Origin of the sequence: Nocardia niwae NBRC 108934 = DSM 45340 (genome assembly GCF_001613465.1) — a bacterium.
GTDB lineage: Bacteria > Actinomycetota > Actinomycetes > Mycobacteriales > Mycobacteriaceae > Nocardia > Nocardia niwae.
The window spans coordinates 215,029-227,885 of the sequence record NZ_BDCK01000017.1 but is presented as its reverse complement, the minus strand read 5'-3'; the positions used below and the strand labels follow the sequence as shown (position 1 = coordinate 227,885).

The window sequence follows — 12,857 nt, the reverse complement described above, 5'->3', positions numbered from 1 at the left end:
TTGGCCCATGGGAGTCAACCAACGGGCACAGATCGTGATGTCCGACACCGAGATCACCGAGTTCCTGCAGCGCAGCCGCATCGCGACGCTGGCGACGATCGGCCCGAAGGGCACGCCGCACCTGATCGCGATGTGGTACGCGCTCATCGACGGCGAGATCTGGTTCGAGACCAAGGCCAAATCGCAGAAGGCGGTCAACCTGCGCCGTGACCCCCGGGTCACCTGCATGGTCGAGGCGGGCGACACCTACGACCAGCTCAGGGGCGTCTCGATCGAGGGCCGCGCCGAGATCGTCGAGGACCCCGAGAAACTCTTCGCCGTCGGCGTGAGCGTCTGGGAACGCTATACCGGCCCCTACAGCGAGGAGGTGCGGCCGATGGTGGAGGCCATGCTGCACAAGCGGGTCGCCGTGCGCGTCGTTCCCGAGCGCACGCGCAGCTGGGATCATCGCAAGCTCGGCCTTCCGGAGATGCCCCTCGGCGGCAGCACCGCACCGGCCCTGGACTGACCCCGGCGCGATCGGGCCGCGCGACGCGCCCGAAATCCAACTGACACAACCGCCCCGCACGGGCTAGCGTCGGGGTGTTCGACAGAAATCGGCCGGGCAGCGGCGCCCGCGAGGACGCGCCGCGCGGCCGCGACGACGAGGAGCAGCGATGGCGGATTCGGGTAAGTCCACTGGCGCCGACGAGGTGAAGCGCAAATTCCGGGAAGCACTGGAGCGCAAGAACCAGCAGAACGCCCGCGCGGCCGACCACCTCGACGGACGGTCGAAGGCGTCCGGGGCGCATGCCGCGGTCGGCAACAAGCGGGAATTCCGGCGCAAGAGCGGCTAGTCCGAGCAGTCGGCGAAGGTCCTCCAGCAAGATCGCTGGAGGACCTTCTTTTTGCGCCGGTACGCGCCGGACGCGCTGAAGGGGCACCCGGACTCGCCGTGTCCGGCGGGTCCGGTCTTGTGGCAGGTCGATATCCGCGACCGGCGTCTCGTGCCGGCGGCGCAGCCGCACCGGCCCCTACTCGGGTGGCTCGGTAGAACCAGGCGCCCGCAATCCGGTGACGCCGCAACCGTCGCCTCGGGCGATGTCACAGGACGCCCTGACGGCCGTCCGGATCGCCGCCTCGGTGCGCCTCACGTTTTGCACCGGCCGCTCCCCGAGGTCGGTCGCGGTGCCCATCCCGCTCTCGCCAGGCGCGGCGCCGCAAGCTGCGCGGCCACCGCTGATGCGCGAGTCACCGGAGGAGCCCCCCACAGAACCACCACGTTCCAGGCGGGGCGAAGCCCTCCGGGCGGGGTGTCGGGGTCGCACCCCCACAAGACATAGCGAAACGAGAAAGGCCCATGCTCCATGAGCATGGGCCTTTCACTCGTGTAGCCCCGACGGGATTCGAACCCGCGCTACCGCCTTGAGAGGGCGGCGTCCTAGGCCGCTAGACGACGGGGCCAGGACTGCTTCTCGCTGTCGCGAGGAGCGCCGTGGTGATCTTTCGATCAGGAGGCTCGGCTAGCTTAACTGGCCGAGGCCCGGCGACCAAATCGCCAGGTGCTGAGGGATTCCGGCCGCGAACCGAAGTCTTCCAACACTCTCCGCTGGGGTACCAGGACTCGAACCTAGAATGGCTGAACCAGAATCAGCTGTGTTGCCAATTACACCATACCCCAATGACCAGGTCGTTCAGCCTCGCGTCTGGGTGACTCGAGACCGTGTTCCGGGCCGAGAAGAAGAGTACCAAACGGCTACGGGTTAACTACAAATCGCCTGGTCAAAGCCCTATTTTCAGCCTTTTGACGCGCCCTGGCCCGCCTCCTCCCAGTCCAGCGCGGAGCGCAGCCGGTCCAGGGTGACGCTGCGGCCGAGCAGTTCCAGCGATTCGTACAGCGGCGGGCTGATATGCGATCCGGTGACCGCGACCCGCACCGGAGCGAAGGCTTTGCGCGGTTTCAGCCCGAGATCATCGATCAGCGCCTTTTTCAGCGCTTCCTCGATCGCCTCGGTGGTCCACTCGGTCAACGGCTCGACCGCGGCAATAGCGGCCTGCAATACCTCGGTCGCGTCGGAACCGAGATTCTTGGCTCCCGCCGCGGGGTCGATCGCGAACTCCTCCGCCGGCGCGAACAAGAAACGCAACAGCTCCCAGGCGTCGGACAACACGACAATCCTGGTCTGTACGAGTTCCGCCGCCGCGGCGAAGACCTTCTCATCGATTTCGGCGCCGATACGGCCGTGCTCGGTGAGATACTCCCGCAGTCGGTGGGCGAAATCACCCGGCGCCAGCAATCTAATGTGCTCGGCGTTCAGGGCGTCCGCCTTCTTCTGGTCGAAACGGGCCGGATTCGAATTCACTTTCGAAATGTCGAAGGCTTCGACCATCTCCGCCATGGAGAACACGTCGCGGTCCTCGGACAGTCCCCAGCCGAGCAGCGCGAGATAATTCAGCAAACCCTCAGGAATGAAGCCGCGGTCGCGGTGGGCGAACAGATTCGACTCCGGATCACGCTTGGACAACTTCTTGTTGCCCTGGCCCATGACGAACGGCAGGTGACCGAACTCCGGCGTGAAATCGGTGACCCCGATCCGGCGCAATGCGGCGTACAGCGCGAGCTGCCGCGGCGTCGAGGAGAGCAGGTCCTCCCCGCGCAGCACGTGCGTGATCCGCATCAGCGCGTCGTCGACCGGGTTGACCAGCGTGTACAGCGGCTCACCGTTGCCACGGGTGAGCGCGAAGTCCGGCACGCTGCCCACCTTGAAGGCGGTCTCGCCGCGCACCAGATCGTTCCAGGACAGGTCTTCGTCGGGCATTCGCAGCCGGATCACGGCGGGACGGCCCTCGGCCCGGTACGCCTCGATCTGCTCGGCCGTCAGGCCGCGGTCGTAGTTGTCGTAGCCGAGCTTCGGATCGCGTCCCGCGGCGCGATGGCGGGCCTCTACTTCCTCCGGCGTGGAGAACGATTCATACGCTTCACCGGCTTCCAGCAAACGCCGAACCACGTCCCGGTGCAGATCTTTTCGCTGCGACTGACGATATGGTTCGTAAGGGCCGCCGACCTCCGGCCCCTCGTCCCAGGTGAGCCCGAGCCAGCGCAGCGCATCGATAATCGCCCGGTAGGATTCCTCGGAATCCCGTGCGGCATCGGTGTCTTCGATACGAAAGACGAATGTGCCACCGTGGTGGCGGGCGTAGGCCCAGTTGAACAGCGCCGTGCGGATCAGGCCGACGTGCGGCGTTCCGGTCGGTGACGGGCAGAATCGGACCCGTACTTCAGTCATGGCTCTCTTTCGATCAGCGTTTGGCGGCAACGGGATTGGTGAGGGTGCCGATGCCCTCGACGGTCACCGAGACCTGCTGGCCCTCGCGCATCGGGCCGACGCCCTCGGGGGTGCCGGTGAGGATGACGTCACCGGGCAGCAGCGTCATCACGGTGGTGATCCACTCGATGAGCTTCGGGATGTCGTGCAGGAGAAGCGAAGTGCGGCTGCGCTGGCGGACTTCACCGTCGAGCTCGGTGACGATCTCCAGATCCGAAGGGTCCAAGGAGGTTTCGATCCACGGACCCAGCGGGCAGAAGGTGTCATAACCCTTCCCCCTGGTCCACTGGCCGTCGTGGCGCTGCTGGTCGCGAGCGGTCACGTCGTTGGCGGCGGTGTAACCCAGCACCACGTCCAGCGCGCGGGCGGCGGGCACGTCCTTACAGGGGCGGCCGATGACGATCGCCAGCTCCCCTTCGTATTCGACCTGAGATGAACTGGGCGGCAAGATGATCGGGGCGTTCGGCCCCACGATCGCGGTATTCGGCTTGAGGAAGATCACCGGGTCGGCGGGGGCGGGCCCACCCATCTCGGCGGCGTGGGCGGCGTAGTTCTTGCCGATGCAGACCACCTTGCTGGCCAGGATCGGCGCGAGCAGCCGCACGTCGGCCAGCGGCCAGCTCCGGCCGGTGAACGTCGGTGTGCCGAACGGATGTTCCGCGATCTCCTTGGCCACGCTGTCGCTTCCGTCGCCTTCGATGCTGACGAAGGCGACTCCATCGGGACTGGCAACTCGACCTAGACGCATGCCCGGAGTCTATCGACCCGCCGTCACCTGCTCGAACGCGCCCGACCGAGTGGTCGGAACCGGCGCGCCGGAGCTGCGGCCGCGCTGTGAGGAGTTCGACAGCCGGAGCCGTCGAACAGCGGGGCCGCACGGGTGTACCGTAAGCAGGCTAGTTCACAAAGTGGGAACAGAATCCCAAATAATGAGACTTAGAGGTGAGGCCGATGGCGACCGTGACGCAGATCGACGAGGTTCGGCGCTGGTCCATGCTCGGTCTCGGGGTGTTCGCCCAGGCCTCCAGCGCGGTCTTCATTCACGGCGTCCCGTTCCTGCTACCCGCGCTGACCGATCACGGCATGTCGCTGGCGACGGCCGGTCTGCTGGTGGCCATGCCCACCGTCGGACTGGTGTGCACCCTGATCGCGTGGGGTTATCTGGTCGACCGGATCGGCGAACGCAAGGTGCTGGTCGGCGGTCCACTGCTGATGTCGGCGGCGGGCTGCGCCGCGGCGGCCACGACGAACGACATCGCCCTGGGCGCGCTGCTGTTCCTCGGCGGCGTCGGGGCGGCCAGCACCAACGGCGCGAGCGGCCGGGTGATCGTCGGCTGGTTCCCGCCGCACCGGCGCGGGCTGGCGATGGGCATCCGGCAGACAGCGCAGCCGCTTGGAGTTGGCGTCGGCGCGCTGGCGATTCCGGCCGTCGCCGCCGCGCACGGCGTGCCGGCGGCGATTCTCGTTCCCGCGCTCATGGCGGGCGCGGCGGCCGTGGGCTGCCTGGCCGGCATCGTCGACCCGCCGCGCCCGGCCCGCTCCGACGCCGATCCGGCGTTGCGCGCCAATCCCTATCGTGACGACGCCACGCTGTGGCGCATCCATCTGGTCTCGGTGCTGCTGGTCGTCCCGCAGGGCACGGTGTGGACCTTCGCGCTGCTGTGGCTGCACCGCGACATCGGCTGGTCGCTGGCGGCGGCGGGCGCGCTGGTGACCGTCACGCAGATCCTCGGCGCGCTGGGCCGCATCGGCGCGGGCGCGTGGTCGGATCGGGTCGGCAGCCGGATGGGACCGCTGCGCACGGTCGCTGTCGCCGCCGTGCTCTCGATGGCCGGGCTGGCGCTGACCGCGTGGACCCACTGGTGGTGGGCCGCCATCCCCCTGCTGATCGCCGCGTCCGTGATCACCGTCTCCGACAACGGTTTGGCCTTCACCGCGGTCGCCGAGATCGCCGGTCCGTACTGGAGCGGCCGGGGCCTCGGCGTTCAGAACACCGGCCAGAACCTGGCCATGGCCGCCGTCCCGCCGGTGTTCGGCGCGCTGATCACCGCGAGCGGCTTCCCCGCCGCCTTCTTCCTGGCCGCCGTCACGGCCGTCGCGGCGGTCCCCCTCGTCCCCCGCGACGCCGACTAGGCCCGCGCCCCGAACGTCGCCCGGGCCGAAGTCCGCCCCGAGGGCCCAAGACGGTCTTGTCTCTGGGCACCACCGAAACTCGACGGCACAGCCTCGGACGGACCGCAAAGGCAGCCGCCCCGGACGTCCGAGTAGTCCGGTCGTGTTCGAGTCTGCGTCGCGCGACCGAAATCGGGCCGCAGACGAGGCCGAGCCGCGCCGGAGTGGCGTAGCAGGCGGACACGCGCGGGGTATCGGCCCGCCGGGGACTGCTTCGCGCGGCCGATGGTTCTGTACAGACGACGCCGATGTGCGAGACAGCGGTCGAGGCGCGGGATCCGTACAGAGGCCGAAGGCAGGAAGGGAACGGTCAGAGAGTGGCGGCGATGCGGTCGCCGATCTCCACGGTCGACGCGGCGCCGGAGCGCGACTCGAGGTCCTTCGCGACCGCCGACTCGATGCGCGCGGCCGCCTCGGTGTTGCCCAGGTGATTGAGCAGCAGGGAGACCGAGAGGATCGCCGCGGTGGGGTCGGCCTTGGACTGGCCGGCGATGTCGGGGGCGCTGCCGTGCACGGGCTCGAACATGCTGGGGTTCGTCCCGGACGCGTCGATGTTGCCGCTGGCGGCCAGGCCGATGCCGCCGCTCACGGCGGCGGCGAGGTCGGTGATGATGTCGCCGAAGAGGTTGTCGGTGACGATCACGTCGAACCGGCCCGGGTCGTTGACCATGTGGATGGTCGCGGCGTCGATGTGCTGGTAAGCCGTGGTGACCTCGGAGAACTCGGCCGCGACCTCGTCCACCGTGCGCTGCCAGAGCGAACCGGCGAAGGTGAGCACGTTGTTCTTGTGCACCAGGGTCAGGTGCTTGCGCCTGGCCTGGGCCTTGGCGAAGGCGTAGCGCACCACGCGCTCGATGCCGAAGCGGGTGTTGGTGCTGACCTCGGTGGCCACCTCGTGCGGGGTGCCGACGCGGATCGCGCCGCCGGTGCCGGTGTACGGGCCCTCGGTGCCCTCGCGCACGACGACGAAGTCGATGTCGGGGTCGCCCGCCAGCGGGCTGGTCACCCCGGGGAACAGCTTGGACGGCCGCAGGTTCACGTGGTGGTCCAGCGCGAACCGGGTACGCAGCAGCAGGCCGCGTTCGAGCACGCCACTGGGCACCGACGGGTCGCCGATCGCGCCGAGCAGGATCGCGTCGTGCTGTCTCAGTTCGGGCAGCACCGAGTCCGGCAGGATCTCACCGGTCGCGTGGTAGCGGCGCGCACCGAGGTCGTACTCGGTCTTCTCGACGCCGGGCACGACCACGTCGAGCACCTTGAGCGCCTCGGCGATGACCTCGGGCCCGATCCCGTCGCCCGGGATGACAGCAAGCTTCATGAGAAATGCTCCGTTCGATTGTGCCGGTCGCGGCCGCCACGACGTGCGGCTCACACGCGACCGCCGGGTGCACGACGTTCCGGCCGGGTGACCGCAGCATCGTCACGGTACTCGGCGCGGCCGGATCGCCGAGCACCGGGCGCGCGGCCGCCGGGTATCGCGTACGCGCGCCGATCCGCACGCCGGTGGCGCGCCGACCGAGAGGCCGGCGCCGCGCACGATGTTCGTGCGCGGCGCCGATTCAGCGTTCGCCGGGGCAGAGCGCCCCGAGCGGATCAGGTCAGGTCGACCTGGACGACCTTGGCCGCACCGACGGACTCGGCGATCGCGGCCTGCACGCCTGCGGGCACCTCGCGGGCCACGCGCAGCACGACGGTGGCGCCTTCCTTGTCCACGTCCTGGGTCAGCTGCGCGGCCAGGATGTCGACCTCGGCCTCGCCGAGCTTGGTGCCGATCTTGCCCAGCGCGCCCGGCCGGTCCTCGTAGTTGAGGATGGCCAGGTTCAGGCCCTCGGCGCGCATGTCGTAGTTGCGGCCGTTGATGTTGACGATCTTCTCCACCAGCTGCGGCTCGGTCAGCGTGCCCGCGACGTTCAGGGTGCTGCCGTCGCCGAACACGGCGCGCAGGTCGACGACGCTGCGGTGGCTCGGGCTCTCCGAGGCGGTGGTGACCTCGGCGGTGATGCCGCGGTCCTTGGCCAGTGCGGGGGCGTTGACGAACGTGACCTGGTCCTCGACCAGCGCGGAGAAGATGCCGCGCAGCGCGGACAGCTCCAGCACGCCGACCTCCTGCGCGGCCAGCTCGCCGCGCACCTGGACCTCGACGCTGACCGGCAGCTCGTTGGACAGCGCGCCGAGCAGAGCGCCCTGCTTGCGGACGATGTCCAGCCAGGGGGCGACCTCTTCACCGACGGCACCACCGGTGACGTTCACGGCGCCGGGCACGAATTCACCGGCCAGGGCCAGCAGCACCGACTTGGCGACGTCGGTGCCCGCGCGGTCCTGCGCCTCGGAGGTGGACGCGCCCAGGTGCGGGGTGACCACGACCTGCGGCAGGTCGAACAGCGGGCTGTCGGTGCACGGCTCGGTCTCGAACACGTCCAGGCCCGCGGCGCGCACGTGACCGGACTTGATCGCGTCGGCCAGGGCGGCCTCGTCGACCAGGCCACCGCGGGCGGCGTTGACGATGATCACGCCCGGCTTGGTCTTGGCGATGGCCTCCTTGCCGATGAGGCCCTTGGTCTCCGGAGTCTTCGGCAGGTGGATCGAGATCAGGTCGGCGCGCTCGAGCAGTTCGTCGAGGGTCAGCAGCTCGATGCCGAGCTGCGCGGCGCGCGCGGGCGACACGTAGGGGTCGTAGGCGACGATCTTGGTCTCGAAGGCGGCCAGGCGGGCGGCGAACAGCTGGCCGATGCGACCGAGGCCGATGACGCCGACAGTCTTGTCGAAGATCTCGACACCGTTGAACTTGCTGCGCTGCCAGGTGTGCTCACGCAGCGTGGCGTCGGCGGCGGGGACCTGGCGGGCGGCGGCCAGCAGCAGGGTGACCGCGTGCTCGGCGGCGGTGTGGATGTTGGAGGTCGGCGCGTTCACGACCATGACGCCGCGCTCGGTGGCGGCGGGCACGTCGACGTTGTCCAGGCCGACACCGGCGCGGGCGACGATCTTCAGGTTCTTCCCGGCTTCCAGGACCTCGGCGTCGACCGTGGTCGCCGACCGCACGAGCAGCGCGTCGGCCTCGGGGACCGCGGCCAGCAGGGCCGGGCGGTCCGGTCCGTCGACCCACCGGACCTCGACACCGTCACCGAGCGCGTCGACGGTCGACTGGGCGAGCTTGTCGGCGATCAGAACTACAGGACGGCCTGCTTGGCTCACGTGGAGTACTCCTGGGGATGGGGTCGGCAATTACCGCCGACAAGCTTAGTGCGCGCGATTTCCGGCCCGGCTACCACCTGGTAGGCGGCCGTCATCAGTCGCACCATTGGCAAAAATATGAAGACCGGTCTACAGTCGGTGCATGGGCGTCAAAGGCACCGAGACTCGCGGCAAACTCGTCGACGCCGCGCGCACCCTGGTGGAGCGGCACGGCTACTACGGCGCGGGGCTCAATCAGATCCTGGCGGCCAGCGGGGCGCCGCGCGGGTCTTTGTACTTCCACTTTCCCGGCGGCAAGGACGAGTTGGTCGCCGCGGCGATCGCCCAGGCGGGCAAGGAGATCGCGGCGCTGATCGACGCGATCGAGCCCGGCGACGCCGCCGGAGCCGCGAGCAGACTGCTGCGCGCGTTCGGCGATCGGCTGGAAGCGTCGGGCTGGCAGCAGGGCTGCCCGGTCGCCACGGTGGCCCTGGACGTCGCGGCCGCGAACGATCCGATCCAGGCCGAGTGCGCCGCCGCGTACGCCGCCTGGGAACAGGCGCTGCGACTGCGACTGCGCGCCGACGGCCGTAAGGACGCCGACGATTTGGCCGCCGCGATGCTGGCGATGGTCGAAGGCGCGCTGTTGCTGGCCCGGGCACAACGCAGTCGCGAACCCCTGGAACGCGTCGAGCGGGCGCTGCACTCCCTGCTCTGAGCGCGGGTACCGCGTCGGCGCTCTCGTATGGCAACAAAATATGTAGACCGGTCTAAAAGGAGAAGTCATGTCCGACAGCATCGTTCTCGGAGCCGCCGGGTTCCTCGGCCGCAACGCGGTCGCCCGCTTGCTCGAGCAGGGACATTCCGTGGCCGCCGGGTTGCGGCCGGGCAGCGAAGAGCGGCTCATCAGTTGGCTGCGGCGGCGTGGGGTGGACTCGAGCGGGCTGGAGATCGTCACGTGTGACGTCACCGCCCGCGATCTCGGCCTGCCCGCGGGGTTCGACGCGTCCGGCATCCGCGACGTGTACAACTGCGCGGCCCGCTTCGCCTTCGGGCTCGCGGCCGAGGACGCGTACGCGGTCAACGTCACCGGTGCGCTGCGCGTGCTCGACTGGTCCGCCGCACTCCCCCAACTGCGACGGCTCGTGCACATCACGGGCTATCGGATCACGGTGGAGGAATCGGAGGAACAGCATTACGCGAACGGCGCGTACGGCGCTTCGAAGTTCGAATCCGACCCGCTGCTGCGCAGCCGGGCGGCGGAACTCGGCATCGCGCTGACCATCGCGAACCCGAGCAGCGTGATCGGCCCCGGCCAATACATCGGGCTGGCCACCGTCGTCGAGGACCTGTGGAACGGGCGGCTACCGGCCATCCCCGGCGGACCCGACACCTTCGTGCCGATCGTCGATGTGGACTACTTCACCGACTTTCTGATCAGCCTGCCCGCACTGCCCGACACCAACGGCCGGTCCTACACGGTTCTCGACGATCGAACCCCCGTGTTGCCGAAACTGATCCGGCTGCTGGCCGGCCACCTCGGCGTGCCCGCGCCGCGGTTCTCCATTCCGGTGGGCGTCATCGCCAAGCTCCCTCGCGCACTGACCGGCGCCGATCCGGAGACGATGACGTTCATCGCCGACGACCGCTACGACACCTCGGCGGCCCAGGAGGTGGCCCGCCGCGCCGGGCTCACCATGCCGCCGACCGAGGCGACCCTGCTCTCGTGGGCCGACCATCTCGTGGCCAGCCGGTTCGGCGCGGTGGCCGACGATCCGACGGCCGGTTTCGCCGACGGCCTCTGGGTGAGCGGTGAACGCGCGCGTCCGGACTACGTTCTGCTGCACGGCCTTCCACTCGACGGCGAGTCGTGGAACGAGGTGCGCGCCGAGCTGGACGGGCCGAGCCTGGTCGCGGACCTGCCCGGCTTGGGACGCTCGGCGCCCGGCGATCCCGACGCGGTGCTGCCGGAACTGCTCGCCTCCGTCCGCACCCGCCCGGTGCTGGTCGGCCACTCGCTGGGTTGCGGTCCGGTGCTGCGCTACGCGGCGCAGCACCCGGAGCGGATCTCCGGGGTGGTGCTGGTGGCTCCCGCGTTCCTCCAGCCACGGTCGGGCTTGCTGCTGCGTTCACCGCTGGCCGCGGCGGCGCTGCGCCGCATGTCGGCCGGCGACCTGGCGCGTCGGCTCGGCGTGCCGGACAGCGCCGCGATCGCGAGCGCCGCGGCCAATCTGCGCAGGCCGCGCGTCGCCGCCCGCACCATCGCCGCGCTGCGCCGGGCGAGCGCCCCCGCGCGGCGGGCGGAGTTGCGAACCCTGCTCGAACGGATCGAGGTGCCCGTGCGGATCGTCACCGGTACCGCCGATCCGCTCACCGTCACGACGACTCACGGCTCGGCCACGATCGAGGGCGCAGGCCACTACCCGCAGTTGACCCATCCCGCACGACTCGCGGCCGAACTCACCCGGGTCTCCGCCGTGGGGACGCGCAACTGAGCCGACCCATACGGGAAACCGCGCCGACCGTTCCGAGACGAAGGTCGAACACCGTGGCGCGGCCCGGCGGAAGGGGCTTACACAGCGGCGGGCCCCCACACCATCCGGTGCGGGGGCCCGCTCGATCACGCCACGGGTCGGCGTGGGACCCGGTCGATCGCCTCGACCGTCACGTCGGTCAGCGGCCGCCGAAGGAACCCGTCCACAGGGTGTCGACAAGACCGTGCACAGCGGCGCCGAGCGTATCGAAAAGACCGTTCAGAGCAGCGCTGCCGGTGTCGATGATAACGGGGATCATGAAAATACCTCTTCCTCGAATGCATCCAGTCGAACTGGCTGACAGAGAGGACATCGACGACCCGTCGGCGACGGTTACGAAATTCGCATACATAGAGATGCAGACCACATTCCGCTCGAATGGTGAGTCGAATCACTCAAGATGAGCGTATTGAGCTGGACAAATAGTCAAACGTCCAGGTCGAAGCGTGAATCCGCCGCAATAGTTTCCTTCACTAATAGACATGGAGAATCGCCGGGAGAAATGCCGGAAAGACCTCCCGAAAGGGGCCGATGCACACTCTCGCCGATGACACTCACAGGCTCCGCGATAGAGAACGCAAATAATTATCCCGCCGCTCGTACAACGACTCCGGGAATTCGCAACGCCATGTCGGCGCCGCTATTCGGACGCCGGAGCGATCCTGACAGCGGAGTAGATCAGGATGCCTCCGCGGTGACCGACCGCACGTCCCCTGCCTCCTTCGTGGCGGCTACCGCGCGAGACAACGCGCGCACCCGCGCGGTCGCACGGTGGCGGGGCCACACCAGCCCCAGCCGGGACTCGGCGATGCCGGTCACCGGGACGAAGGCCACCGGGCGCCTGCGGTGTGATTCCGCGGTCGGATGACACAGCAGCATCGCGCCGCGGCCGGCCGCCACCGCGGCCAAGCCCTCCTCCAACGTGCCGACCTCCGGGCCGGGGCATACCGCCCGGCCCTCCGGCGTCACATCCAGCTTCTGCGCCCGCCGCCAGTACTCCGGCGCGGGGGCGCGCACTCCGATCAACGGGAACTCGGCGACATCCTCCACCGACAGCGCGGCGCGTCCGGCGACCGGATGGGAGCTCGCCACCGCGAGCGTCTGCCGCTGCCCGGCGAATACCGCTCCGAGTACCAGGTCGGGCTCACCCATCGGCAGCAGCACTACCGCGGCGTCGACCTCGTCGCGCCGCACCGGGCCGAACGGATCGGCGAGCGGAATCTCGACAAGCTCGGCCGAGCAGTCCGGGTGCCACCGCTGGAACAGCTCGACGGCGGCCATCAGGTGATCGTTGCCCGCGCCCTGGAACCCGAGGCGCAAACGCCCGTCCAAGCCTCTGGCCGCGGCGCGGGCGCCGTCGACCGTCGCGCGCAAGGCGGCGTAGGCCGGTCGCAGCTCGGCGAGGAAGTCCACGCCCAGCGGAGTCAAGCGGACGCTGCGGCTGGTTCGTTCGACCAGCCGCCCGCCGATGCGCCGCTCCAGCGCGCGCAGCAGCTGACTCACCCGGCTCTGCGACACATACAACCGCTCACCGGCCCGCCCGAAATGCAGTTCCTCGGCGAGCGCGAGGAACGCCTCCAATTCACGGACCTCCAGCCCACCCATCAGCTTCCCTTCCACGGTCGATGAGTCCAGCTCATAGAACGATGAGACCTTCGCCGTTGTTTCCCCCCGC

10 protein-coding genes and 2 tRNA genes are annotated in these 12,857 nt (G+C 69.2%); 5 read left to right on the top strand and 7 right to left on the bottom strand.

Annotation, left to right across the window (positions count from 1 at the left end; translation table 11 throughout):
- The first annotated feature begins 7 nt into the window (after window positions 1-7).
- Together NNI01S_RS09955 and NNI01S_RS09950 are read left to right on the top strand one after the other, a co-directional pair.
- Window positions 8-508 carry a pyridoxamine 5'-phosphate oxidase family protein gene (locus NNI01S_RS09955; protein ID WP_063019738.1) on the top strand — a complete coding sequence of 167 codons (501 nt, stop codon included), beginning with the start codon at window positions 8-10 and terminating at the stop codon, window positions 506-508.
- Between the two features lie 148 nt (window positions 509-656).
- The gene (locus NNI01S_RS09950; RefSeq protein WP_063019737.1) at window positions 657-836 is read left to right on the top strand and encodes a DUF5302 domain-containing protein; all 180 of its coding nucleotides are present in this window, start codon (window positions 657-659) and stop codon (window positions 834-836) included.
- Between the two features lie 534 nt (window positions 837-1,370).
- On the opposite strand, the gene NNI01S_RS09945 is transcribed toward NNI01S_RS09950, so the two are convergent.
- The 4 genes from NNI01S_RS09945 to NNI01S_RS09930 form a co-directional block, all read right to left on the bottom strand.
- Window positions 1,371-1,443 (bottom strand) — tRNA-Glu (locus NNI01S_RS09945).
- Between the two features lie 145 nt (window positions 1,444-1,588).
- Window positions 1,589-1,660, bottom strand: a tRNA-Gln gene (locus NNI01S_RS09940).
- A 115-nt stretch (window positions 1,661-1,775) separates the two neighbouring features.
- Window positions 1,776-3,266 carry a glutamate--tRNA ligase gene (gene gltX, locus NNI01S_RS09935; RefSeq protein WP_063019736.1) on the bottom strand — a complete coding sequence of 497 codons (1,491 nt, stop codon included), beginning with the start codon at window positions 3,264-3,266 and terminating at the stop codon, window positions 1,776-1,778.
- A 13-nt stretch (window positions 3,267-3,279) separates the two neighbouring features.
- On the bottom strand, window positions 3,280-4,053 hold the full coding sequence (locus NNI01S_RS09930; RefSeq protein ID WP_063019735.1) for a fumarylacetoacetate hydrolase family protein: 774 nt from the start codon (window positions 4,051-4,053) through the stop codon (window positions 3,280-3,282).
- Window positions 4,054-4,256: 203 nt separating this feature from the next.
- On the opposite strand from NNI01S_RS09930, the gene NNI01S_RS09925 reads away from it, so the two are divergent.
- Window positions 4,257-5,438 (top strand): MFS transporter, encoded by a 1,182-nt coding sequence (locus NNI01S_RS09925; RefSeq protein ID WP_063019734.1) that lies wholly within the window; start codon window positions 4,257-4,259, stop codon window positions 5,436-5,438.
- Between the two features lie 349 nt (window positions 5,439-5,787).
- On the opposite strand, the gene NNI01S_RS09920 is transcribed toward NNI01S_RS09925, so the two are convergent.
- Window positions 5,788-6,795 carry a 3-isopropylmalate dehydrogenase gene (locus tag NNI01S_RS09920; RefSeq protein WP_063019733.1) on the bottom strand — a complete coding sequence of 336 codons (1,008 nt, stop codon included), beginning with the start codon at window positions 6,793-6,795 and terminating at the stop codon, window positions 5,788-5,790.
- Window positions 6,796-7,070: 275 nt separating this feature from the next.
- On the bottom strand, window positions 7,071-8,669 hold the full coding sequence (gene serA / locus NNI01S_RS09915; protein WP_063019732.1) for a phosphoglycerate dehydrogenase: 1,599 nt from the start codon (window positions 8,667-8,669) through the stop codon (window positions 7,071-7,073).
- 142 nt (window positions 8,670-8,811) lie between these two features.
- Between serA and NNI01S_RS09910 the strand changes: the two genes are divergently transcribed.
- Both NNI01S_RS09910 and NNI01S_RS09905 read left to right on the top strand, forming a co-directional pair.
- Window positions 8,812-9,366, top strand: a complete 555-nt coding sequence (locus NNI01S_RS09910) for a TetR/AcrR family transcriptional regulator (RefSeq protein ID WP_063019731.1) — start codon at window positions 8,812-8,814, stop codon at window positions 9,364-9,366.
- Between the two features lie 67 nt (window positions 9,367-9,433).
- On the top strand, window positions 9,434-11,143 hold the full coding sequence (locus NNI01S_RS09905) for an alpha/beta fold hydrolase (RefSeq protein WP_063019730.1): 1,710 nt from the start codon (window positions 9,434-9,436) through the stop codon (window positions 11,141-11,143).
- A gap of 717 nt (window positions 11,144-11,860) precedes the next feature.
- On the opposite strand, the gene NNI01S_RS09900 is transcribed toward NNI01S_RS09905, so the two are convergent.
- A complete protein-coding gene (locus NNI01S_RS09900) occupies window positions 11,861-12,802 on the bottom strand; it encodes a LysR family transcriptional regulator (protein WP_245676056.1) in 942 nt (313 codons plus the stop codon).
- Window positions 12,803-12,857: the final 55 nt, after the last annotated feature.

What these genes read in the sequence shown, in the direction of transcription:
- NNI01S_RS09955 (WP_063019738.1), top strand. Translation starts at nt 8, where the DNA reads ATGGGAGTCAACCAACGGGCACAGATCGTGATGTCCGACACCGAGATC.
- NNI01S_RS09925 (WP_063019734.1), top strand. Translation starts at nt 4,257, where the DNA reads ATGGCGACCGTGACGCAGATCGACGAGGTTCGGCGCTGGTCCATGCTC.
- NNI01S_RS09905 (WP_063019730.1), top strand. Translation starts at nt 9,434, where the DNA reads ATGTCCGACAGCATCGTTCTCGGAGCCGCCGGGTTCCTCGGCCGCAAC.
- NNI01S_RS09930 (WP_063019735.1), bottom strand. Translation starts at nt 4,053, where the DNA reads ATGCGTCTAGGTCGAGTTGCCAGTCCCGATGGAGTCGCCTTCGTCAGC.
- NNI01S_RS09910 (WP_063019731.1), top strand. Translation starts at nt 8,812, where the DNA reads ATGGGCGTCAAAGGCACCGAGACTCGCGGCAAACTCGTCGACGCCGCG.
- gltX (WP_063019736.1), bottom strand. Translation starts at nt 3,266, where the DNA reads ATGACTGAAGTACGGGTCCGATTCTGCCCGTCACCGACCGGAACGCCG.
- NNI01S_RS09950 (WP_063019737.1), top strand. Translation starts at nt 657, where the DNA reads ATGGCGGATTCGGGTAAGTCCACTGGCGCCGACGAGGTGAAGCGCAAA.
- NNI01S_RS09920 (WP_063019733.1), bottom strand. Translation starts at nt 6,795, where the DNA reads ATGAAGCTTGCTGTCATCCCGGGCGACGGGATCGGGCCCGAGGTCATC.